The sequence below is a fragment of the Sorangium sp. So ce1153 genome, from assembly GCF_051521595.1.
Lineage (GTDB): Bacteria > Myxococcota_A > Polyangia > Polyangiales > Polyangiaceae > Sorangium.
In genome coordinates this window covers 10,205,039-10,229,153 of the sequence record NZ_CP150361.1, presented here as the reverse complement: position 1 = coordinate 10,229,153, position 24,115 = coordinate 10,205,039, and the positions used below count along the sequence as shown (strand labels likewise).

Annotated in this window: 9 protein-coding genes; 7 read left to right on the top strand and 2 right to left on the bottom strand. The window is 75.1% G+C overall.

Annotated features, from left to right (window positions below; all coding sequences use genetic code 11):
- Nucleotides 1–655: 655 nt before the first annotated feature.
- The 7 genes from WME85_RS36895 (at nucleotide 656) to WME85_RS36865 (ending at nucleotide 21,375) form a co-directional block, all read left to right on the top strand.
- Entirely contained in the window at nucleotides 656–7,852 is a 7,197-nt protein-coding gene (locus WME85_RS36895) for an acyltransferase domain-containing protein (protein ID WP_437827768.1), read from the top strand.
- Nucleotides 7,849–13,629, top strand: coding sequence for an SDR family NAD(P)-dependent oxidoreductase (locus WME85_RS36890; protein WP_437827767.1), 5,781 nt, complete (start codon nucleotides 7,849–7,851; stop codon nucleotides 13,627–13,629). Before WME85_RS36895 ends, WME85_RS36890 begins: the two co-directional genes overlap by 4 nt.
- Nucleotides 13,626–16,952 (top strand): type I polyketide synthase, encoded by a 3,327-nt coding sequence (locus WME85_RS36885; RefSeq protein ID WP_437827766.1) that lies wholly within the window; start codon nucleotides 13,626–13,628, stop codon nucleotides 16,950–16,952. Before WME85_RS36890 ends, WME85_RS36885 begins: the two co-directional genes overlap by 4 nt.
- Before the next feature lie 89 nt (nucleotides 16,953–17,041).
- Nucleotides 17,042–17,704: a glutathione S-transferase family protein gene (locus tag WME85_RS36880; protein ID WP_437827765.1), complete on the top strand. Its 663-nt coding sequence runs from the start codon at nucleotides 17,042–17,044 to the stop codon at nucleotides 17,702–17,704.
- A gap of 91 nt (nucleotides 17,705–17,795) precedes the next feature.
- Nucleotides 17,796–19,202, top strand: coding sequence for an amidohydrolase family protein (locus WME85_RS36875; protein ID WP_437827764.1), 1,407 nt, complete (start codon nucleotides 17,796–17,798; stop codon nucleotides 19,200–19,202).
- A 52-nt stretch (nucleotides 19,203–19,254) separates the two neighbouring features.
- The gene (locus tag WME85_RS36870) at nucleotides 19,255–19,914 is read left to right on the top strand and encodes a hypothetical protein (RefSeq protein ID WP_437827763.1); all 660 of its coding nucleotides are present in this window, start codon (nucleotides 19,255–19,257) and stop codon (nucleotides 19,912–19,914) included.
- A gap of 315 nt (nucleotides 19,915–20,229) precedes the next feature.
- The gene (locus WME85_RS36865; protein WP_437827762.1) at nucleotides 20,230–21,375 is read left to right on the top strand and encodes a cytochrome P450; all 1,146 of its coding nucleotides are present in this window, start codon (nucleotides 20,230–20,232) and stop codon (nucleotides 21,373–21,375) included.
- A 64-nt stretch (nucleotides 21,376–21,439) separates the two neighbouring features.
- On the opposite strand, the gene WME85_RS36860 is transcribed toward WME85_RS36865, so the two are convergent.
- Together WME85_RS36860 and WME85_RS36855 are read right to left on the bottom strand one after the other, a co-directional pair.
- Nucleotides 21,440–22,495 (bottom strand): hypothetical protein, encoded by a 1,056-nt coding sequence (locus WME85_RS36860; protein WP_437827761.1) that lies wholly within the window; start codon nucleotides 22,493–22,495, stop codon nucleotides 21,440–21,442.
- On the bottom strand, nucleotides 22,473–24,107 hold the full coding sequence (locus tag WME85_RS36855) for a serine/threonine-protein kinase (protein ID WP_437827760.1): 1,635 nt from the start codon (nucleotides 24,105–24,107) through the stop codon (nucleotides 22,473–22,475). Before WME85_RS36855 ends, WME85_RS36860 begins: the two co-directional genes overlap by 23 nt.
- Nucleotides 24,108–24,115 lie beyond the last annotated feature (8 nt).

Here is a 24,115-nt window from a genome sequence, read left to right as displayed (position 1 = left end):
TGCCGGTCCCGAAAGGGCGCTTCCACGCCTGCTCTCGGGTGGACATTTACCACGTCGCTGTAGCCTGCGAGCGAGCATCGGCGTCGCCGTCGTCTGTCGCCAAGGGGCTCACTCGCCTGCTGGCTGACCGGCGAAATGAACGCCGTCCCGCGTTCTGCGTCGGTCCACGCATCTCCGGGCCAGACCGGCTGAACGCCCCACCGCCTCGGTCGATAGCCGCTCGGCAGAGATAGCGCGCGCCCCGCGTCGCCAAAATCGTGCGATCGCCGCTGGTCGACCTCGAACCGTTCGAGGCGACGCGAGCGCCGCGCCTCGACTCGGTCCCTGAATTCTCGAGCAGCGGCCCGTCAGGCAAAAGACACCCACGGTTGCGTCTGTTAAGCGCATTTCACAAGGGTCCGACGAGCGCCAAGCGCGCTTCCTTGAATGCATGTGTCCATGTGCGCATCGAATCATCTCGAGGTGGCGAAAGCCTCGCTGATGAGACAAGATATTGGTTGAGGCGACGACTGTGGGGGGGGTGACCATCGGGCGGCGCTGAGGCGAGGCGCCCTCCGGGGAGCTGGCCCTGTCACCCGCCGCCTGGATTCGTCGTCCGGGATTCCTGCGCCGATCATCCATCATCCACCTGCTGCCCGATAGCCGAGGCAATCACATGTACGCACACAGTGTGGCCCGCACAGCGGAGCACATCCGGGACTGGCTCGTCCGCCGCCTCGCGGCCGCGAGGGGCGCCGATCCGCGGACCGTGGATGTCCATGAGCGGTTCAGTCGTCATGGCGTCGACTCGCAGGGCGCCGCGGGGCTCGTCGCCGAGCTCTCTCAGATGCTCGGCCGACCGCTGTCGCCCACCTTGATCTGGGAGCACCCGACCCCGGAGGCCCTGGCGCGCCACCTCGCCGGCCCGGCGGCGCCGGAGCGCCCGACGGTGAACGCGGGCCTTCCTTATAATGAGGACGAGCCCATTGCGATCGTCGGCGTGGCCTGCCGCTTCCCCGGAGCCGCGGGCCCGGGCGATTACTGGCGGCTCCTCCGCGGCGGGGTCGACGCGATCCAGGAGGCGCCGCGGTCGCGGTGGGATCCGGATGCGCTGTTCCACCCCGATCCCTCGGCGCCAGGAAAGATGAATACCCGCTGGGGCGGCTTCCTGGACCGGATTGACGAGTTCGAGCCGCAGTTCTTCGGGATCTCGCCGCGGGAGGCGATCCACATGGACCCCCAGCAGCGGCTCATGCTGGAGCTGGCCTGGGAGGCGCTGGAGGACGCGGGGCTCGTCGCCGGGGCGCTCAAGGGCAGCCGGACTGGCGTTTTCTTCGGCGTGGCCTGGACCGATTACGCCACGCTGGTCCACCGCGGCGGGCTCGGGGCCCTGGCCCAGCACACGGTGACGGGGTTCCACCACAGCATCGTGGCCAACCGCGTCTCGTACGTGCTCGGCCTGGAGGGGCCGAGCCTCGCCGTGGACACCGCGTGCTCATCGTCCCTCGTGGCGATGCACCTCGCCTGCGAGAGCCTCCGCCGGGGCGAATCGGCGCTCGCCCTCGCCGGCGGCGTGAACCTGAACATCATCCCGGAGAGCACGGTGGGGGTGTCGAAGTTCGGCGCGCTGTCCACGCAGGGGCGGTGCTTCACGTTCGACGCGCGCGCGAGCGGGTACGTCCGAGGCGAGGGAGGGGGCGTGATCGTCCTCAAGCCGCTCGCGCGCGCCATCGCGGACGGCGACCCCATCTACTGCGTGATCCGCGGCAGCGCGGTCAACAACGATGGGGCGAGCAACGGCCTCACCGCGCCGAGCCCCGCCGCCCAGGAGGCCGTGCTGCGGGCGGCCTACGCGCGGGCCGGCGTGGATCCCGCCGCCGTCGATTACGTCGAGGCGCACGGCACCGGGACCCTGCTCGGCGATCCGATCGAGGCCAGGGCGCTCGGCGCGGTGCTCGGCGCGGCGCGGTCGGCGCGGCCCGTCGGCAAACCGCTGCTCGTCGGATCGGTGAAGACCAACATCGGGCACCTCGAGGCCGCGTCGGGCGTGGCCGGCGTCATCAAGGTGGCGCTCTCCCTGAAGCACCGGGAGCTGCCGCCGAGCCTCCATTTCGAGACGCCCAACCCGTATATCCCCTTCGCCGAGCTGCGCCTCGACGTGCCGCGCGCGCTCGGCCCGTGGCCCGCGCCGGACCGGCCCGGGACGGCGGGGATCAGCGCGTTCGGCTTCGGCGGGACGAACTGCCACGCCGTGCTCGAGGCGCCCTGGGCGCCGCCGGCGGAGCTGCTCCCGCTCTCCGCCGGGAGCCCGGAGGCCCTGCGGTCGCTCGCCCGGGATGTCCTCGCCCAGGTCGTGGCCCAGGTCGTGGACCACGTCGCGGCGCCGGGCGAGCCCGCGCCGCTGTCGGCGCTGTGCCGCGCGGCGGCGGCGCGGGCGGGCGGAGCGCCGCACCGGCTCGCGGCGACGGTCCGCTCCCGCGAGGAGCTCCGGCGGCTGCTCGAGGGGTTCCTCGCGGGCGAGGCGAGGCCCGGGCTCTCGGCGGGCGAGGTGGCCCCGGAGCCGCGCGGGAAGCCCGTCTTCGTGTTCCCCGGCCAGGGCTCGCAGTGGGCCGGCATGGGCCGGGCGCTCCTCCACCGCGAGCCCGTGTTCAGGGCGGTCATGTCGCGGTGCGACGCGCTGATCCAGCAGTACGCGGGTTGGTCGCTGCTCGCGCTCCTCACGGAGCAGCGGGGCGGAGGGCGCATCGACGACATCGACGTGTCCTGCCCGGCCATCGCCTCGGTCGAGATCGCGCTCGCGGCGCTGTGGCGCTCCTGGGGGATCGAGCCCGCCGTCGTGGTGGGGCACAGCATCGGCGAGGCCGCGGCCGCGCACGTCGCCGGCGCGCTGAGCCTGGAGGACGCCCTGCTGGTGAGCTGCACGCAGGGGCGCGTGATCGCGCAGATCCGCGGCCGCGGCGCCATGGGGCTCGTGGCCCTGCCCTGGGAGGACGCCGGCCGCGCGCTGGCCGGTCACGAGGGGCGCCTGTGGCGCGCGGTCCGCGAGAGCCCGAGCTCGACGGTCGTGGCCGGGGACCCGGCGGCGCTGTCCGAGCTGTTCGCCGCGCTGGCGCAGCAGGGCGTCTTCTGCCGCCGGGTCCACGCCGACGTCGCGGCGCACACCCCGCAGGTCGACGCGCTCCGGGAGGAGCTGCTCGAGCGCCTGCGCGGCGTGAGGCCGGGCCCGGCGTCGGTGCCGATCGTCTCCGGCGTGACCGGCTCGCTCGTCGACGGCGAGCGGCTCGACGCCGCGCACTGGACGCGGAACCTGGCGGACGCGGTGATCTTCGGCGACGGGGTGTCGCGGCTCCTGGAGGAGGGGCACACGACGTTCATCGAGGTCAGCCCGACCCCGCTGCTGAAGCGCGCGCTGGAGGCGTGCGCCGAGCACGCCGGCCGGCAGGCGCTCGTCCTCCCCTCGCTCCGCCGCGGCGAGGACGAGCGCGCCGTGCTGCTCGACTCGCTCGGAGCGCTCCACGCCGCCGGGCAGCCGGTGCGCTGGCAGGCGCTGTACCCGGCCGGCGAGGAGCCGCCGCAGCTCGTGGCCCTGTCGGCGCACCGGCCCGAGGCGCTCGCCGCGCTGGTCGCGGCGCACCGGGACCTCCTCCGGGACGAGGCGGCGGGTGCGGCGGGCGCGGCGGAAGCGATCCCGAGCCTCCAGGACATCGCGTACACCGCGGGCGCCCGGCGCGGCCACCACGACTGCCGCCTCGCGCTGGTGGCCCGGTCGCGGGAGGAGCTGCGCGCGCTGCTCGACGCGTCGCTGCAGGGCGAGCCGCACGAGGGCGTCGCCCGCGGCCAGAGGAGCCCGGAGCAGCGGCCGAAGGTCGCCTTCGTCTTCCCGGGACAGGGCTCGCAGTGGGTCGGGATGGGGCGCGCGCTCGCCGCCGCCGAGCCGGTCTTCCGGGGCGTGCTGGAGGCCTGGGACGGGGCGATCCGGAGCGAGCTCGGCTGGTCGCTGCTGGCGGAGCTCGAGGCGGACGAGGGCCGCTCGCGGCTCCACGAGATCGACGTGGTGCAGCCCGCGCTCGTCGCGGTGGAGGTCGCCCTCGCGGCGCTGTGGCGCTCGTGGGGCGTCGAGCCGGACGCCGTGGTGGGCCACAGCATGGGCGAGGTCGCGGCGGCGCACGTCGCGGGCGCGCTGTCCCTGGAGGACGCCGCGCGCGTCATCTGCCGCCGCAGCCGGCTCCTCCGGCGGCTGAGCGCGCAGGGCGCGATGGCGCTCGTCGAGCTGCCGCTCGCGGACGCGACCCGCGCCCTCCGCGGCCACGAGGCCCGCGTCTCGGTGGCGGCGAGCAACAGCCCGCGATCCACGGTGCTGTCGGGCGATCGGTACGCGCTCGCGGACATCGTCGCCCGGCTCGACCGGCGCGGCGTGTTCTGGCGCTGGGTCAAGGTGGACGTGGCCTCGCACAGCCAGCAGGTGGAGCCCCTCCTCGACGAGCTCCGCGGCGCCCTGGGCGAGGTCGCTCCGGCCTCCGCGCAGGTGACGGTGTACTCCACGGTGACGGGCGAGGTCGTCGACGGCGCCGCGCTCACGGCCGCGTACTGGGCCCGGAACCTGCGGGAGCCGGTGCTCTTCTCGCAGGCCGTCGCGCGGCTCGCGGACGAGGAGCACACGCTGTTCCTGGAGATGAGCCCGCACCCGATCCTCGTGCCGGCGATCGAGGAGGGGCTGCGCGGGAGGGCGCACGAGGGCGTGGCGCTCGGGTCTCTGCGCCGGGGGCACGACGAGCGGCGGGCGGTCCTGCTGTCGCTGGCGTCCGTGTACGCGCACGGGCACCCGGTGGACTTCGAGCAGCTGTTCCATCGAGGCGGCCGCGTCGTCCGGCTGCCGAGCTATCCGTGGCAGCGCGAGCGGTACTGGATCGACGAGGCGCCCCGGGCAGCGCCGCCGGCCGCCGGGGCGCGGGTGCGCGACGACGAGGCGGGTCACCCGCTCCTCGGCCGGCGCCTCACCTCGTCGATGCACCCGGGGACCCACTTCTGGGAGCAGGAGCTGGGCACCGAGCGGCTGGCCTACCTGTCGGATCACCGCGTGCAGCAGGACGTGGTGCTGCCAGGCGCCGCCTTCCTGGAGATGGCCCTCTCGGCGGCCGCAGAGCTCCACGGCGGCGCGGCGCTGGAGGTCGAGGGCGTGGCGTTCGAGCGGATGCTCGTCGTGCCGCCGGGCGGCGGGCCGAGGGTCCAGCTCGTCCTCACCGAGGAAGGCACCGATCAGGCGGCCTTCGTCGTGTCGAGCGGCGAGGGCGGGGCCTGGGCGCGCCACGCCGCGGGGAGGCTGCGGCGGCGGCGATCCGGAGAGCGCTCGATCGAGGCGGACCGAGGCGAGCCGCCGCGGGCGATCCAGGCGCGTTGCTCGCGCGAGAGGAGCGGAGACGACCACTACCAGCGCCTCGGCGCCGCGGGGCTCTCGTTCGGCGAGAGCTTCCGGGGCGTGGAGCAGCTCTGGATCGGCCAGGGGGAGGCCCTCGCGCGGGTGCGGCGCCCGGGCGCGCTGGGCGAGCAGGCGCACGCCTACCAGGTGCACCCCGCCGTGCTCGACGCGTGCTTCCAGGCGGTGGCGGGGCTCCTCGACCCCGGTCCGGCGCCGTCCGGCGGCGCCGCGATGGTGCTCGTCGCGCTCGATCGCCTGCGCGTCGTCCGGGCGCCAGGGCAGGCGCTCTGGGCCCACGCGCGGCTGCGCGCCGGAGCGGTCAGCGACGGAGCGGTCAGCGACGCTGATGAGGAGAGCGCCTGGGACCTGCGCGTGCTCGACGACGACGGACAGACCGTGGTCGAGGCCCAGGGGCTGCGCGTCCGGCGGCTGTCGCCGCGCGCGCCCGCGCAGCGCCGCGGTGGCGCGCGGGCGGACGCGTGGCTCTACAGCGTCGCGTGGCGGCGGAAGGAGCCGAGGGCAGAGGAGCGGGAGGCGCGCGCCCTGCCGCCCGGCGCCTGGGTGCTGCTCACCGACCGCGGCGGGACGGGCGAGGCGCTGGCGGCCCTGCTGCGCCAGCGAGGCCACCGGTGCGTGCAGATCGAGGCGGGCGACCGGTACGCGCGCCTCGCGCCGGATCGGTACCGCGCCGACCCCGCGGAGCCCGGCGCGCTGCGCGCGGCGCTCCGCGACGCCTTCGCGGACCAGCCGTCCCCGCGCGGCCTCGTGCACCTGTGGGGCCTCGACGCGGCCGCGGCCGACGACACGACGGCGGAGACGCTGGCCGCGGACCAGGCGCCTTCCGTGCTCGGCGCGCTGCACCTCGCGCAGGCCGCGGTGCGCATGGGGTGGCGCGACGCGCCGAAGCTCTGGCTGGTGACGCGCGGGGCGCAGGCGGTGGGCGAGGCCCCTCGGGCCGTGTCGGTGGCCCAGGCGCCGCTCTGGGGCTTCGGTCGAGCCCTGGCCATGGAGCACCCGGAGCTCGGCTGCGCGCGCGTCGACCTCGACCTCGACGGAGCTGGCGGCGGCGAGCGCTCCGCGGACGACGCGCGCGCGCTGCTGCGAGAGCTCTCGTCGCACGAGGGGGAGGCCGACGTCGCGCTCCGCGCCAGCGGTCGCCACGTGGCGCGCCTGTCGCGCGCCGCGCTGGAGGGGCAGCGCGACGCCCCGCACCTCGACCCGGAGGGCGCCTACCTGATCACCGGGGGCCTCGGGGCCGTCCCGCTCGCCGTGGCCGCCTGGATGGCCGCGCAGGGCGCCCGCCACCTCGTGCTCGTCGGCGAGGACGACACGCCCGCGCCGGCCTGGGCCAGCGCGAAGGAGGCGCTCGAGGGGACGGGCGCAGAGGTGCTGCCGGTGCGCGCCGACGTGTCGCGGCGCGAGGACGTGGCCAGGGTGCTCGCGGAGATCGACCGGCGCGCGCTCCCGCTCCGGGGCGTCGTGCACGCGGCGGAGGCGCCCGGCGAAGGGCCCGTGCTGGCGCTCGACGCGCCGCGGCTGCGCGGGGCGATGGCGCCGTGGGTGCAGGGGGCCTGGAACCTCCATGCGATGACGCTCGATCGAGGGCTGGACGTCTTCGTCCTCCACGCGTCCGGCGCGTCGCTGCTCGGCACGCCGGGCCAGGCGAGCCGCGCGGCGGCGGGCGCGCTCCTCGACGCGCTCGCCCAGCACCGGCGAGCGTGCGGGCTGCCGGCGCTGAGCATCGGCTGGGGCGACCTCTCGGCGCGCGAAGCGGCGAAGAGCGCCGCGGCGCCCGGGCGCCCGGACGAGCGACGGTCGCACCAGGGGATCGGCGCCTTCACGCCCGCGCAGGGCGTGGAGGTGCTGGAGCGAGCGCTCGCCGCGGGCGCGCCCCACGTGGCGGCGCTCGACCTGAACCTGCGCCAGTGGATCGAGTTCTACCCGAGCGCGGCGGGCTCACCGCTCCTGTCGGAGCTCCGGAGCGAGGAGCGCCGGGCCGAGGCCGCGCCCGCGCCGTCGCGCCTCCGCGCGGCGCTGGAGGGCGCGCGTCCGGAGCGCCGCGCGGAGATGGCGGAGCAGCACGTCCGGGAGCAGCTCGGCGAGAGCCTGCGCCAGGACGCGTCGCGCATCCACCGGCTCGCGCCGTTCAAGAGCCTCGGCCTCGACTCCCTGCTCGCCCTCGAGCTCCGGAACCGGCTCGAGTCGAGCACAGGCCTCCAGCTCTCGGCCGCGCTGCTGTTCACCTACAGCGACGTGGCCTCGCTCGGCGACTACATCCTGCGTCAGCTCGGGCTCGCGCCCGATCAGGCGCGGGCGGAGTCGCAGCGCGCTCCGGGGAGCATCCCGCCGCCGCTGTCGTCGAGCATCCGTGAAGAGGTCGCGGCCATGTCGAGCCGGAGGGCCGAGCGGCTGCTGCTCGAGAGCATCGCGGCCATCACGGGAGGGGTCGACCGATGAGCAGCGAGTCCACGCCGGCGATCAAGCAGGCGCTCATCGCCATCAAGAAGCTCCAGGCGAAGCTCGACGCGGAGACGCGGGCGAAGACCGAGCCGATCGCGATCGTCGGGATGGCGTGCCGCTTCCCCGGCGCGGCGAGCCCGGAGGCGTTCTGGGAGCTGCTCGAGCAGGGGCGGGACGCGATCACCGAGGTCCCGGCGTCGCGGTGGCCGCTCGAGCCGCTGGGGGACGGCGCCGGCGCGGCGGAGGAGCGCGCGGCGCGCTGGGGGGCGTTCCTGAAGGACATCGACCTCTTCGACGCGCGCTTCTTCGGGATCACGCCGCGCGAGGCGAAGAGCATGGACCCCCAGCAGCGCCTCCTGCTCGAGGTGACCTGGGAGGCGCTGGAGCGCGCGGGGCAGCCGCCGGAGCGGCTCGTGGGCACGCGGAGCGCCGTGTTCATGGGCGTCGTGGTGACCGACTACGACCGGCTCGGCACGCTGGAGGGCGTCGCGCCGGACATGTACGCGATCACGGGCAACGGGCACTGCTTCCCGCCCGGGCGGCTGTCCTACGTCCTCGGGCTGCAGGGGCCGAGCATGGCCGTGGACACGGCGTGCTCGTCGTCGCTCGTCGCGGTCCACCTCGCCTGCCAGAGCCTGCGCAGCGGCGAGAGCTCGCTCGCGGTGGCGGGCGGGGTGAACCTCATGCTCACGCCGTGGGTGACGCAGGCGCTCGCCGCGTCGCAGGCCCTCTCCGTCGACGGGCGGTGCAAGACGTTCGACGCCCAGGCGAACGGCTTCGTGCGGGGCGAGGGCTGCGGGGTCGTCGTGCTGAAGCGGCTCTCGGACGCCGTCGCCGACGGCGACCCCGTGCTCGCGGTGATCCGCGGCTCGGCCGTGAACCAGGACGGCCGCTCCACGGGGCTGACCGCGCCGAGCGTCCTCGCCCAGAAGGCCCTCCTGCGGCAGGCGCTGGAGAGCGCCGGCATCTCCGCCCCGGACCTCGGGTACGTCGAGGCGCACGGGACCGGGACGCCGCTCGGCGATCCGGTCGAGATGGAGGCGCTGACCGACGTGCTCGGGGCGCCGCGCGAGGACGGCTCCACCTGCGTCCTCGGGGCGGTGAAGACCAACATCGGTCACCTCGAGGCGGCGGCCGGGATCGCGAGCGTCATCAAGGTGGTGCTCGCGCTGCAGCACGAGCAGATCCCGGCCAACCTGCACTTCAAGTCGCTCAACCCACGGATATCGCTCGACAAATCGCCGTTCGTCATCCCGACCGAGCCCGTCCCGTGGCGGCCGGGGGCGCGGCGGCGCCTGGCAGGGGTGAGCTCGTTCGGGATGAGCGGGACCAACGCGCACGCCGTGCTGGAAGAGGCGCCGCGCGCGCCGGCCGACGGGACCGCGAGCGGCGGGGCCGCGAGCGACGGGACCGTGAGCGACGGGGCCGCGGGCGACGAGGCCGCGGGCGACGAGGCCGCGGTCATCGTCCCGCTCTCCGCGCGCAGCCCGGCGGCGCTCCTCGCGCTGGCGCGGTCGTACCGGAGCTTCCTTGCTGACCGCTCCTCGCGCGCGGCGGCATGGTCGCTCCGGGACATCGCCTACACCGCGGCGGTGCGGCGCGGCCACCACGAGCACCGCGCGGCGGTGGTGGCGCGCTCGCGGGAGGAGCTTTGCGAGCGGCTCGACGCCCTCGCGGCCGGCGAGGAGCCCGCGGGGCTCGCCCCGGGCCACCCCAGCGCGGAGCGGCGGCCGAAGGTTGTGTTCGTGTTCCCCGGCCAGGGCTCCCAGTGGCTCGGGATGGGGCGCGATCTGCTCGCGAGCGAAGCGGTGTTCCGCGAGGCGATCGAGGCGTGCGACGCGGCGATCCGGCGCGAGGCCGGGTGGTCGCTGCTCGACGAGCTCCACGCGGACGAGGGCCGCTCGCGGCTCGGGCAGATCGACGTCGTCCAGCCGGCGCTGTTCGCCATGGGCGTCGCGCTCGCGGCGCTGTGGCGGTCGTGGGGCGTGGAGCCCGACGCGGTGGTCGGCCACAGCATGGGCGAGGTGGCGGCCGCGCACGTCGCCGGGGCGCTGAGCCTGGACGACGCGGCGCGGGTCATCTGCCGCCGGAGCCGGCTCCTGCGGCAGGTGAGCGGGCGCGGCGCGATGGCCGTCGTGGAGCTGCCGTTCGACGAGGCCGAGGCGGCGATCGCCCGCCACCGGGACAGCCTGTCGGTCGCGGCGAGCAACAGCCCGAGATCCACGGTGCTCGCAGGGGCGCCGGAGGCGCTGGACGAGGTGCTCGCGGCGCTCACGGAGCAAGGCGTCTTCTGCCGGCGGATCAAGGTGGACGTGGCCTCGCACAGCCCCCAGGTGGATCCGCTCCGCGGGGAGCTCCTCGAGGCGCTCCGCGAGCTCGCGCCGGGGCGGCCCCGCGTCGCGATGCTGTCGACGGTGACCGGCGGCTCGTGCGACGAGGAGGCGCTCGACGCCGGCTACTGGGCGCGGAACCTGAGGGCGCCCGTGCTGTTCTCCCAGGCGGTGGAGCGGCTGCTCGAGGGCGGCCACGCGCTCTTCGTCGAGATGAGCCCGCACCCCGTCCTGCTCCCCGCGGTCGAGGAAGGGCTGCGCCACGGCGGCCACGAGGGGGCGGCGGTGCCGTCGCTGCGCCGGGAGCAGGGGTCGCGGCGCGTGCTGCTGGAGTCGCTCGCGGCGCTCCACGCGCGCGGCTGCCCGGTGGCGTGGGCGCGCCTCTTCCCCGAGCGCGGCCGCTGCGTCCCGCTGCCGACCTACCCGTTCGAGCGCGAGCGGCACTGGATCGACGCCGGCGCGCGGCCCTCGAGCGCGCCCCGGAGGCCGCGGCAGGCGCGCGGCGAGGCGGGGGCTCATCCGCTCCTCGGCGCCTCGTTCTCCGTCGCCACCCAGCCCGGCACGCGATTCTGGGAGCGAGACCTACGCCCTGAGGGGGCGCTTTCCTACCTGGCGGACCACCGGGTCGAGGGCGAGATCGTCCTGCCCGGGACGGCCTACATCGAGATGGCGCTCGCCGCGGCGGCCGAGGTCCACGGCGCGGGGGCCCACGCGATCGAGGAGGTCACGTTCGACCGCATGCTGGCCTTCCCCGAGGCGGGCGCGCGATCGGTCCAGGTCGCGCTCGCCGAGGAGGTCGAGGGCCGCGCCTCGTTCCAGGTCTTCACGCGCGACGACGAGGGCGGCGGGTGGACGCGGCACGCCGCCGGGAGCGTGCGGCCGCAGCCGTCCCACGGCGCCGCGGCCGCGCCGCCGGGCGAGGCGGCGAGCGGCGTCCGCGACCTCCGCGACGTTCAAGCGCGGTGCGCGACGTCCATCTCGGCCGCCGAGCACTACCGGCGGATGAGCGCGATCTCGGTCGACTTCGGCGAGGCGTTCCGCGGCGTGGAGCAGCTGTGGCTCGGCGCGCGCGAGGCGCTCGGCCGGGTGAGCGCGCCTGACGCGGTGGCGGCAGAGGCCGCCGCGCACCGGCTCCACCCCGCCTTCCTGGACGCCTGCTTCCAGGTGCTGGCGCAGCTGTTCCTCTCCGAGGACGCGGCGCGCGCGGGCGACGGCGCGCTCGTCTCGGTGGGGATCGAGCTCGTACGGGTCTTCCGGAGCCCCGCCCGGCACGCGTGGGTGCACGCGCGCCTGCGCCCGCTCGAGGCGGGGGAGCTCGGGCTGCCCGCGGGCGATCTGCAGATCCTCCAGGACGACGGGCTGGTCGTCGCCGAGGTCCGGGGGCTCCGCGTGCAGCGGCTCTCGGCCGGCGCGCTGCTCGGGCGCCATCCGGCGCGACACCCGGCGGAGGACTGGCTGCACGCGCTCGAGTGGCGCCGCGCCGGCGATCTCCCTGAGCCGCCGGTGACCCCTGCCGCTGCGTCCCAGGGCGTCTGGTTGATCTTCATGGACCGCGGCGGGGCGGGCGCGGCGCTGGCGTCGCTGCTGGAGCGGCGAGGGGAGGCGTGCGCCAGGGTCGTCCCGGGCGCGCGGTACCGCCAGATCGAGCCGGCCCTGTTCGAGGTGGACCCGGCGGACCCCGAGGCCTACCGCGCGCTGCTCGACGGCGCGCTCGGCGGCGAGGCGGCGTGCCGCGGGGTGGTGCACCTGTGGAGCCTGGACGCGACCGCGGCGGAGGCGACGACCGCGGCGACGCTGGAGGCGGATCAGCGCCTGGGGAGCCTCAGCGCGCTCCACCTGGCGCAGGCGCTCCTCCAGCGCCGGTGGCGCGACCCGCCGCCGGCGTGGCTCGTCACGCGGGGGGCGCAGCCCGCGGGCGTCCAGGGGTCGCCGCTGTCCGTCGCGCAGGCGCCGCTCTGGGGGCTCGGGCGCACCCTGGCCATGGAGCACCCGGAGCTCGGCTGCGCGCGCGTGGACATCGACCCGGCCTGGACCGGCGAGGAGGCCGCGCGCGCGCTCCTCGGGGCGATCACCTCGGACGACGGGGAGGACCAGGTCGCGCTGCGCGCGGACGGCCGGTACGTGGCGCGCCTGGCGAGGAGCTCCTTCGCGGCGTGCGGCCGCGCGGCGCAGCGCGGCGCCGGCGCGGCGCCCGTGCAGCCGGTCGTGCGCGCCGACGGGACGTACCTGATCGCCGGCGGGCTCGGGGGCCTCGGGCTCGGCCTCGCGGAGTGGCTCGTCGCGCAGGGCGCCCGCCACCTCGCGCTGGTCGGCCGCAGCGGCGCGCCGGAGGCAGCCCGGGCGGCGATCGCCGCCATGCAGGAGAGGGGGGCCCGGGTGCTGGCGCTCCAGGGCGACGTGTCGCGGCCCGACGACGTGGCCCGGGTGCTCGCCGAGATCGACGCGCAGCTGCCCCCGCTCCGCGGGGTCGTGCACGCGGCCATGGTGCTCGAGGACAGCACGGCGCTCTCGCTCGACGCCGAGCGCTTCCGGCGCGTGATGGCGCCCAAGGTGCAGGGCGCGTGGCTCCTGCACGAGGCGACGCGCGCCCGCGCGCTCGACTTCTTCGTGATGTACTCGTCCGCCGCCGCGCTGCTCGGGCCCTCCGGGCAGGGCAGCTACGCCGCGGCGAACGCGTTCCTCGACGCGCTCGCGCACCACCGCCGCGCGCTCGGCCTCCCGGCGCTGGCCATCGACTGGGGGATGTTCTCCGAGGCGGGCGGTGTCGCGCGGCGAGGGCTCGGGGACCGCCTCTCGCACCGCGGCATCGGCGCCATCACGCCGGCGCAGGGGCTCGAGGTGCTGGGGCGGCTGCTCGCGGGCGCGCCGCCGCAGATCGCGGTGCTCAGGCTGGATCTGCGCCAGTGGCTCGAGTTCTATCCGAGCGCGGCGGGCGCTCCCTTCCTGTCGGCGCTGCGGCGCGAGGAGCGGCGCGGCGCGCCCGAGGCGAGCCGCGCGCCGCGCCTGCGCGAGGCGCTGATCGAGGCGGAGCCCGGGGAGCGCTCGCGGCTGCTGGAAGAGCACCTCAAGGAGGAGCTCGGGCGCGTCATCCACCTCCGCGCGTCCATGATCGACGGGGCGGCGACGTTCAGCAGCCTGGGCGTCGACTCGCTCATGGGCCTCGAGCTGCGCAACCGCCTCGAGGCGAGCCTCGGGGTGAGGCTCTCGGTCGCGCTGCTGTTCGCGTACCCCACGGTGGCGTCGCTGGCGCAGCACCTGCTCGACCGGATGGCGCTGCCGGCCCCGTCGGCGCCGCCGCCGCCGTCTGCCGACGAGCGCGCGTCGAGCGACGGCGCTGCGCCCGAAGCGCAGCTCAGCAGGGAGGAGATCTTCGCGCTGCTCGATGAGTCGCTGAACCGAGTGAACGACCGGCGGGATGAGATCCCGGGGAGCGAGACGCCATGAGCACGACCGTCGTGAACGAAGCCGATTACCTGTCCCGCCTGCTCAAGGCGGCGGCTGCCATCAAGGAGCTCGAGGCCAAGCTCCGCGCGCAGGAGCGGCAGCGGACCGAGCCGATCGCGATCATCGGCATGGGGTGCCGCTTCCCCGGCGGCGCGGACGATCCCGCGAGCTACTTCCGCCTGCTCGAGGCGGGCGTCGACGCCGTGTCCGAGGCGCCGCCGGAGCGCTTCGCGCTCGACGCCGCGCTCGTCCCGCCCGGCGACGAGGTCCTGCCCTGGGGGGCCTTCCTGAAGGAGGTCGACCGGTTCGACGCGCAGTTCTTCGGGATCTCGCCGCGCGAGGCGGTGAAGATGGACCCGCAGCAGCGGCTGCTCCTCGAGGTCGCGTGGGAGGCGCTCGAGCACGCCGGCGTCGCCGCCGATCGGCTGGCGGGGTCGCGCACCGGCGTCTTCGTCGGCATCACCACCAACGACTACCAGCTGCTCAGCGCCACCGCGGCGCTGGAGGAGCAGGACGCGTACGCCGCCACGGGCAACGGCCACTGCTTCCCCCCCGGGCGGCTTTCCTATGTCCTCGGGCTGGAGGGGCCGAGCATGGCCGTGGACACGGCGTGCTCGTCGTCGCTCGTCGCGGTCCACCTCGCCTGCCAGAGCCTGCGCAGCGGGGAGAGCTCGCTCGCGCTCGCGGGCGGGGTCAACCTCATCCTCTCGCGGCTCACCACGCGGCTCATCGCCCAGCTCCAGGCGCTCTCGCCCGACGGGCGCTGCAAGACGTTCGACGCGCGGGCGAACGGCTTCGTGCGCGGCGAGGGGTGCGGCATCGTGGTGCTGAAGCGCCTCTCCGACGCGCTGTCGGACGGCGATCGCGTCCTCGCGCTGATCCGCGGCTCGGCCGTGAACCAGGACGGCCGCTCCACCGGGCTCACCGCCCCGAACTTCCTCGCCCAGCAGGCGATGCTCCGGCAGGCGCTGCAGAGCGCCCGCGTCTCGCCCGCGGAGGTCGGGTACGTCGAGACCCACGGGACAGGGACCTCGCTGGGCGATCCGATCGAGGTGGAGGCGCTCGCCGGCGTGCTCGGGCAGCCCCGGGAAGACGGCTCGGTCTGCGCGCTCGGGGCGGTCAAATCGAACATCGGGCACCTGGAGGCGGCCGCGGGGGTCGCCGGGCTGATCAAGGCGGTGCTCGCGCTGGAGCACGGGGTCATCCCCGCCAACCAGCATTACAGGACGCTGAACCCGAGGATCGATCTCACCGGGACCCCGTTCGTCATCCCCTCCGAGAACCTGCCCTGGGCGGCGGGGGGCAAGGCGCGCATCGCCGGCGTGAGCTCGTTCGGGCTGAGCGGCACCAACGCCCACGTCGTGCTGGAGGAGGCGCCCCGTCCCGCCGCGGCCCCCGACGCCGGCGAGCGGCGCGCCGCGGTCGTGGTGCCCCTGTCGGCCCGCACCCCGGGCGCGCTCGCCGCGCTGGCGCAGGCGTACCATCGCCACCTCGCCGAGGCGCCGCGCGACGGCGCCGTGAGCCTGCACGACATCGCCGCCACGGCGGCGGTCCGGCGGAGCCACCACGAGCACCGCGCGGCGGTCGTGGCCCGCTCCACGGAGGAGCTGGCCGACGCGCTCGGCGCGCTCGCCTCCGGTTCGTCGCGCCCCGGGATCGTGAAGGGTCGCGCCAACCCGGCGTCGCGGACCCGGCTCGCGTTCGTGTTCTCGGGGCAGGGCTCGCAGTGGGTGGGCATGGGGCGCGGGCTCCTCGCGGAAGAGCCTGTCTTCCGGGCGGCGCTCGAGGCGTTCGACGCCGCCGTGAAGCAGCACGCGCCGTTCTCGGTCGCGAGCGAGCTCGCCGCCCCGGAGGCGAGCGCTCGCCTCGACGAGACCGAGGTGGTCCAGCCGGCGATCGCCGGCGTCCAGGTGGCGCTCTCGGCGCTGCTGGCCTCCTGGGGCGTCACGCCCGACGCGGTCCTCGGGCACAGCGTCGGAGAGATCGCCGCCGCGCACGTGGCCGGCGTCCTCAGCGTCGAGGAGGCGGCCCGCCTCGCGGTGATCCGCGGGCGCGTCATGCAGCGAGCCACAGGCGGCGGCAAGATGGCCTCCGTGGCGCTGGGCGCCGCGGAGGCGGCCCGCGCGCTCGAGGGGCTCGAGGAGAGGCTCTGCATCGCCGCGATCAACGATCCTGGCTCGGTGGTGCTCTCGGGCGAGGCGCCCGCGCTCGCCGAGATCGTGGAGCGCCTCGGGCGGCAGGGCGTCGCGTGCCGCTTCCTGAACGTCGCCTACGCGTTCCACTCTCACCAGATGACGCCGCTCGCGGGGGAGCTCATCGCGGCGCTCGGGCCGATCGCGCGGCGGCGCGCGGCGCTGCCGATGTACAGCACCGTGACCGGAGCGCGGGTGTCCGGCGCGGAGCTCGACGCGGTGTACTGGGCGCGGAACATGCGCGAGCCGGTGCAGCTCGCCCGCGCCGTCGACGCCGCGATCGGCGAGCAGCACCGCGCCTTCCTGGAGGTGGCCCCGCAGCCGGTGCTCGCCAGCAACCTGGAGCGGTGCATCGCCGCGTCGGCGATCGAGGGCCACGCGATCCCCACGCTCCGCCGGGGGAAGGACGAGCTCCGGTGCCTGATGCAATCGGTGGGCGCGCTGTACGCCTGCGGGGCCGCGGTGGATTTCCGGCGGCTCTATCCGAGAGGGCGCGTCGCCTCGCTGCCGACCTATCCCTGGCAGCGACAGCGGTACTGGCTCAGCCCCTCTCCCGAGGCGCGGTCGCCGCGCCGCGCCGCAGCGCCGGCGCATCCCCATTCCGGCGCGGCGCTCCCTGCCGATGACGTGGCGCCGGGCGACGGGGCGTTGAACGGCGCGGGCGCGGCGGCGGCCGACGCGGCGGCCGTGAACGGCGCCGGCGCGGCGGCGGCGGACGGCGCGAGCTCCGACGGGGCAGCGCCGCAGGGGACGACGGCATGGGTCGAGCGGCTGAGGGAGCTCCCCGTCGAGGCGCGCACGGCGGAGGTCGAGGCCGCCGTGCGGGCCGACGTGGCGGCGGTCCTGCTGCTGCCCGACGCGAGCGCCGTCCCCCCGGACTGCGCGCTGCGCGAGCTCGGGATGGATTCGCTCATGGCGGTGGATCTGCGCCACGAGCTGTCCGCGCGCACCGGCCAGCCGATGCCGTCGACGCTGGCGTACGAGTATCCGACGGTGCAGCTCCTCACGCGGTACCTGCTCGATCACCTGCCGCCGGCGGAGAGCGCGGCCCTGCCGCCGGCGGAGAGCGCGGCCCTGCCGCCGGCGGAGAGCGCGGCCCTGCCGCCTCCCGAGAGCGCGGCGCGGGACTGACAGGCGCACGGGCGCGGTGAGGCCGCGCGGCCGCCCCAGGCGTGGCCTCGGTTGGAGACGTGGACGACGCGCAGAGCAAGGAGGCTTCCATGAAGATCTATGGCATGCAGGAGAGCACGTGTACCCAGAAGGTCCTGACGGTCCTCGCCGAGAAGGAGCACGAGGCGGAGCTCGTGGAGGTCAACGTGCTGATGGGCGAGGACAAGACCCTCCCGGAGCACCTGGCGCGGCATCCTTTCGGGGAGATCCCCGTGCTGGAGGACGACGGGTTTCTCCTCTACGAGTCGAGGGCGATCATCCGCTACCTCGATCAGCGCCTGCCCGGGCGCTCGCTCACGCCGCGCGACCTCCGCGAGTGGGCGCTCATGGAACAGTGGATCAGCTCCGAGCAATCGTATTTCAGCGGCCCTGTCTATGACGTGATCCGGAGCGGGCCGGTCTACAACATCGTCTGGAGCAGCCCCGGGGCGGTGTACTTCCCGCCGCCGCCCGACGAGCCGATGCTGCAGAAGGCCAGGCAGGACGTGGGCAAGGCGTTCGATGTGATGGAGAGGACGCTCTCGGGCCAGCCGTACCTCGCCGGCGCGACGTTCTCGTTGGCGGACGTCACGCACATGCCGTACATCAGTTATCTCATCGCCTCTGGGGGCGGAGACTTCGTGTCGAGCCGCCCCAGCGTGGCGGCCTGGTGGGAGCGCGTCAGCTCGCGCCCGTCGTGGCGCAAGGTCGGTAAGGTGCTGGGACAGGCCTGAGCGCCCCCGCGCTCCTTTGCTTTCTTCGCGTGCTTCAGGGGGACTGGCGTCGACGTCGACGCGCCATGGAAAACCGGAAAGGAGCTCTCACATGCAACATGTCGACACGCTCATTGTGCACGCGCACGCGTTGACCATGCGCGGCGACGGCGTGGGGTACATCGGCGACGGAGCGGTCGCGATCCAGGGCGGGCGCATCGCGGCGGTCGGCGCGACAGCGGAGCTGTCGGCGCGGTTCAGCGCCAGCGAGCGCATCGACGCGACCGGCCACGCCATGCTCCCGGGGTTCATCAACGCGCACCTGCACTCGCCGGTCAACGTGATCCGCGGCGTGGCGCAGGACGTGGACCACTGGCTGGAGAAGGCATACTGGATCTTCTACAAGTACGTCGACGACGCGGACGCGCTGGCCCGCTCGCGCTTCACCCTCCTCGAGGGGATCAAGTCGGGGATAACCACCTTCCTCGACCACGTCGCGCCCTTCCCCGGCTGGCCGCAGGCGTACGCGGCCGCCGGCGTCCGCGGCCGCCTCGCCGCGTCGATCAGCGCGCTCGGCATGGACGCCAAGCTCGACGGGCTCTATCCGCTCGATCCGCAGGCGGGCAGGGACATCGACGAGGCGGTCGCGTTCGCGCGCGAGTGGAACGGCGCGGCGGAGGGGCGCATCTCCGTGCTGCTCGGGCCGGTCGCGCCGGACATCGTGCTCCGGGAGCACCTGCTCGAGATCAAGCGCGCCGCCGATCGCGAGGGCCTCATGATCCACATGCACGTCGCCCAGGGGGACCGGGAGATCGCGCAGATGCTCGCGCGCTACGGCAAGCGGACCCCGGAGTACCTCGACGAGCTCGGCTATCTGGACGAGCAGCTGATGGCCGTCCACCTCACCGAGGCGACCCAGGAGGAGGTGCAGCTCATGGCCCGCCGCGGCGTCCGCATGATGCTCTGCTCCAGCGCCATCGGCCTCATCGACGGCATCGTGCCGCCGGCGCTCGCCTTCAAGGAGGCGGGCGGGATGGTGGCCCTCGGCTCGGACAACAGCGCGTGCTCGATGTTCAACGAGATGCGGCTCACGGCGCTGTTCAACAAGATCGCGCGGCGCGATCCGAAGGTGATGCCGCCCTGGGAGGTGCTGCGCATGGCGACGATCGAGAGCGCGCGGGCGATCGGCCTCGGGGACCAGATCGGGTCGCTCGACGTGGGCAAGCAGGCCGACCTCATCCTCATCGACCTCCGCGAGGCGAGCCTCTCTCCGGTGCTCGACGCCCCCGTGCGGAACATCGTGCCGAACCTGGTTTACAACGCGCGCGGCATCGAGGTGAAGACCGTGATCGTCGCGGGGCGGACGGTGATGCGCGACGGAGAGGTGCTCACGATGGACGAGCGCGCGGTGCTCGAGGAGGCGCAGGCCGCGGCCGACGCCATCGCGCGCCACGTCGCGTCCGACCCGGACCGCGACGCGCTCGCGCTCGTGTCGGCCACGAGGAGCGGCAAGCTGTGACCGGAGGCGGGCGCGACGCCGGGGTGACGACGTCGCGCCGGGGAGACAGGACATGGTGAAGGCGCGTCAAGCCAGCATCGCAGACATCGATGGGATCATGCGGGTCGAGGACGACTGGCCCGAGCACCAGCGCGCGAGCCGGGAGACGATGCTCGTCCGGCTCCAGAAGTTCCCCCAGGGCTTCTGGGTCTTCGAGCAGGAAGGCGAGATCATCGGCACGCTCACGAGCTGCCCGACGAGGTACGAGCGGGGCGGGCGCAAGGGCTGGAAGAGCTGGGACGAGGTCACGAATCACGGCAACCTCCCGGACATCGACATGGCCAGCGCGAACGCCCTCTACCTCGTGTCGGGCACGCTCCGGCGGGAGGCGCGCGGGGCCCAGACGTACGCGCTCCTGATCGAGACGCCGGTCCGGCTGGCGGAGGAGCTCGGCCTCGATTACGTCGTCGCCGGCGCCAAGATCCCCGGCTACGACGCCTATTGCCGGCGGCGCGGCGAGGTGGACGCGCGCGATTACGCGTTCATGCAGCTGAACGGGTGCCTCATCGATCCGTTCCTCGAGATGTACAGGGGGTACGGCTTCACGGTGCCCGACAGGGACCATATCGTCAGCGACTTCTACCCCGACGGCCCGAGCCGCAACTACGGGGCGATCGTCGTGCGGGAGCTGAAGCGCGCGGGAAGCGGCGGCAAGGCGACCGCCGGACGCTGACGCCCTACATCGACAGAAGCCAGGGCCCGGATGGGTAATCATACGCGATGATACGCAATGATACGCGGCGATGCGCGGCGATGCGCGGCGATGCGCGGCGATGCGCGGAGCTGAGAGCTCCGCATCGGCGTCATCCGTGTATCCCGGGGCGCCATGACAGCTCACTCTCCGGGCCGGCCTCCCGCAGGGATGCTACGATACACGATCCCCTCCACCCACAGGAGTCGGTCCACGATGGCAGCCCACGGCACTGTGCCAAGATACGATCTTCTCAGTCCTGAATTCTTTGCCAATCCGCACCCGACATTCCAGCGCATGCGGGCCGAGGATCCCGTCTACTGGGACCCACAGCTCAACGTCTACTGCCTGACCCGCTATGACGACGTGCAGCTCATCACGCGGGACCCGCGCTTCTCCGCGGAGCGCGTCGATTACTACATCAGCGGCGCCCCCCCGGCGCTCCGGGAGAAGCTGAAGCGGTACGACGAGTTCATATCGCACTGGATGGTGCTCGCCGACCCGCCCAGGCACACGCGGCTGCGCAGCCTCGTGGCCAAGGGGTTCACGTCGCAGGTGGTCGAGGGGCTGCGCCCGCTGGTACAGCGCCTCGCGAACGAGATGATCGACGCGGTGCGGGCCGACGGGCGCATGGATATCGTCCGCGATCTCGCCTATCCGCTGCCCGGGCTCGTCATCGGGAAGCTGCTGAGGATCTCGCCGGAGGACAACCGGCAGCTCAAGCAGTGGTCCGACGCCATCTTCACGCTGCTCGGGGCGCCGTCGCCGGACGAGGAGATCATCGACAGGGGCCATCAGGGGGTCCTCGGGTTCGAGGCGTATCTCCGCGATCTGGTCAAGGAGCGGCGAGCGCGCCCCGGCGACGACGTCCTCAGCCGGCTCCTGCTCGCGGAAGAGCAGGGCGGCATGCTCAGCGACGCCGAGCTCGTGTCGACCTGCGCGCTGTTGATCGCGAGCGGCCACGAGACCACGACCCACCTCATCGGCAACGGCGCCCTGGCCCTGATCAAGAACCCTGACCAGCTGCAGAAGCTCCGGGAGAGCCCGGAGGTCATCGACAAGGCGGTGGAGGAGATCCTGCGCTTCGACGGCGTGGCCTACCAATCCACGCGCCGCGCCCGCGAGGACGTCGAGATCCGCGGCGTGCGCATCGAGGCAGGGAAGATCGCGTTCGGCTTTCTCCACGCGGCGAACCGGGACCCGGCCCGCTTTCCGGAGCCGGACCGGCTCGATATCCTGCGCAAGGACAACCGGCACGTCGCGTTCGGCGGCGGCATCCATTTCTGCCTGGGCGCGCAGATGGCGCGCGTCCAGGCCCAGGCCGTGCTCGACACGATCGTCCGGCGGCTGCCGGATCTCGCGGTCGCCGAGCCCCACCTGCAGTGGATCCAGAGCTTCCTCGTCCGCGGCCTCCGCGCGCTGCCAGTGACCTTCTCCGCCTGAGCGCGGCGCCGCCGCGGCCGCGCGCTCCGTCACCCGTCGCCGGCAGCCGCCGCGCGCCCGCTCGTCAGAAGCGGCCCTGGAGCTCCAGCCCGCCGCCGGCGAGCCCTACCGCGGGCGTGACCACGATCCGCGCCGGCTGTTCACGGGGGGGACGCTCGTCGCCGCCGAGCGACGTCACGAACAGCGCGACGCCTGTCGCGAGCCCGATCCCGCCGACGATGAAGCCCACGTTGGAGAGCGCGGCGGCGCCCCGGGCGTCGTCGACCAGCGCCACGCCCTGGTCGTCGCAGAGCGTCCTGGTCCGGCAGTGCTCGTCCTGGGCCCGGTTCCACCGCGAGCTGGCGATGAGCCCGAAGATCGAGCCCGTCACGACGCCGGCGACGCCGACGCCGCCCGCCACGAAGGAGAGGGTGCGCCGGGTGCCCGCGCCGCCGTCCCCGTCGCCCGCGGCCGGCGCGGGCGGCGCGGCGGGCCCCGGCTCGGCCGCCCCGCCAGGCTGCGGCGGGGACGCCGCGGCGGCCGCGACGGGGGCGTCCTCGAGCGGCGGGACGCCCACCGTGACGACCTTGCCGGGGCCGGCGGTCTGCACCTCCACCGAGAACGGCTTCTTGCCAGGCGCGGTCGCCTCGACGCGGTGCTTGCCCGGGTCGACCGGGAGCGCCGCGCCCCACGCGCCCGCGTCGAGGACCGCGCCGTTGCGCCGCACGACGAGCCCGTCGGCCGGCGCGCTCACCGCGATGGAGAGGCGCTCGAGCTTCGGCTCCAGATCGGCCGCGCGGCGCGTCGCCTTCGCCTCGCGATCGGCCTGGCCAGCCCGGCTCGCCATGTCCGCCGCCTCGCGGAACGCGGCCCAGGCGCTCGCGCTCCGGCCGAGCCGCTCGAGGCAGTCCGCGAGGTTCCACTGGGTGCCGTAGCCCGGATCGAGCCGCTGGCTCGCCGCGAACTTGGGGCACGCCTCGGCGAGCTTGCCGTTGGCGACGAGCTCGCGCCCCTCGCGGAAGAGCGCCTCGGCCGCGGCCGCCTGGTCCGCCGACGGCTCCGCGCGGGCCACGCCGGCGGAGAGCGACAGGAGCGCGGCGACACACCACGCCGCGCGGCTATTTCCTCGATGTCTCGTCATCGTCGTTCCTGGGGGGCCTGGAGGGCGGCGGCCTGACGGCGGACGGCCGCGGCGCGGGCGGGCGCGCGACGACCCGCGCCGACGTCAACGCGGCAGGGGGCGCGGCCGGCGCGCCCGCGGAAGGCGAGGGCGGCGCGTCGGGCGTCGCGGTGGCGGGCGCCGGCGCGTCGGCGCGCGGCAGCTCGGCCTCGGCGCGCGGGGCCGGCCTGACGTCGGCGCCCGCGGACGGCGGCGCGGGCTCGGCCTCGGCGCGCGGGGGCGGCGCCGGCTCGGCCGAGGGAGCCGCCGGCGGCGACCCGCCGCGCACCGCGAAGTAGACGCCGACGCCGCCCGCGACCGCGGCGGCCAGCACGCCGCCGGCGAGCAGGGCGACGGGCGGGCGCGACGCCGGCCGGTCGGGGCGGCTCGACAGCCCCACGCTCGTGGCGGGCGCGGTGCCCGACAGCGCGTGCGGCGCGCCGTGCGGCCCGGTCGGCGCGCGCGAGGGGCGCCCGGCGTCGAGCGGCGGCCCCGGCGCGCCGAGCGGCGGCCCCGACCCGCGCCCGAGGCCCGAGCTGGTGTCGAAGGCCGCGCCCTGGCCGCGCGGCGTCCCCGAGGCGGCGTCGAACGACGGCGCGCTCGGCCCGCGCGCCGCGCCGTGGGCGCCGTGGGCGCCGTGCGCGCCGTGCGCGCCGTGCGCGCTGTCGAACGACGCGAACGACGCGCGCGACGACCGCGCGGCGGCGCCGAGCGGCACGAGCATCGCGTCGACGATCGCCTCGCCGTTCGGCAGGAGCGCCCGCAGCGCGGCCGCGAGCTCGGCGGCGCTCGCGGTGCGGCCGGCCGGATCGATGACCAGCGCCCGGTGCACCACGTGGGCGACCTCCGGCGGCACCCACGGCGCGACCTCCTGGATCCAGCGCACGGGCGTCGTGCAGATGGCCAGGACGAGCTCTCCGAGGCCGGTGAGGTGCTGGTTGGGCCGCTGCCCCGAGAGCGCGTGGTACAGGCTGATCCCGAGCGACCAGATGTCCGAGCGCGCGTCGACGCCGCCGCTGCCGCGCGCCTGCTCGGGCGACATGTAGAGCGGCGAGCCGAGCAGCGCGCCGCTCTTGGTCATCCCGCCGTTGCCGAGGCTGTTGTCGGCCACCTTGGCGACGCCGAAGTCGAGCAGCTTGATCACGCGCTGGCCGCCCTGCTTCCGGGCGAGGAAGAGGTTCGCCGGCTTGATGTCGCGGTGGACGATGCCGGCCTCGTGCGCGCGCTCGAGCCCGAGGCACGCCTGCAGGCCGACGCGGAGCGCGAGATCGACGGGCAGCGGGCCGAGCCGCTCGATGAGGGCCTGCACGTCCTCGCCCTCGAGGAACTCCATCGCGATGTACGGCGCGCCGGTCTCGCGGTCGCGCCCGGTGTCGAACACCTGCGCGATGTGCTCCGACTCGACCGCGCCGACCGCGCGCGCCTCGCGCTGGAAGCGGCGGACGAGGTCGTCGTCCGCGGCCTGGCCGAGGATGACCTTCACCGCGACGCGGCGGCCGGTGCCCGTGTGCCGCGCCTCGTAGACGGCGCCCATGCCGCCCTGGCCGAGCAGCCGGTGGATCGCGTAGCGGTCGTCGAGGGTCCGGCCGATCATGGCGTCAG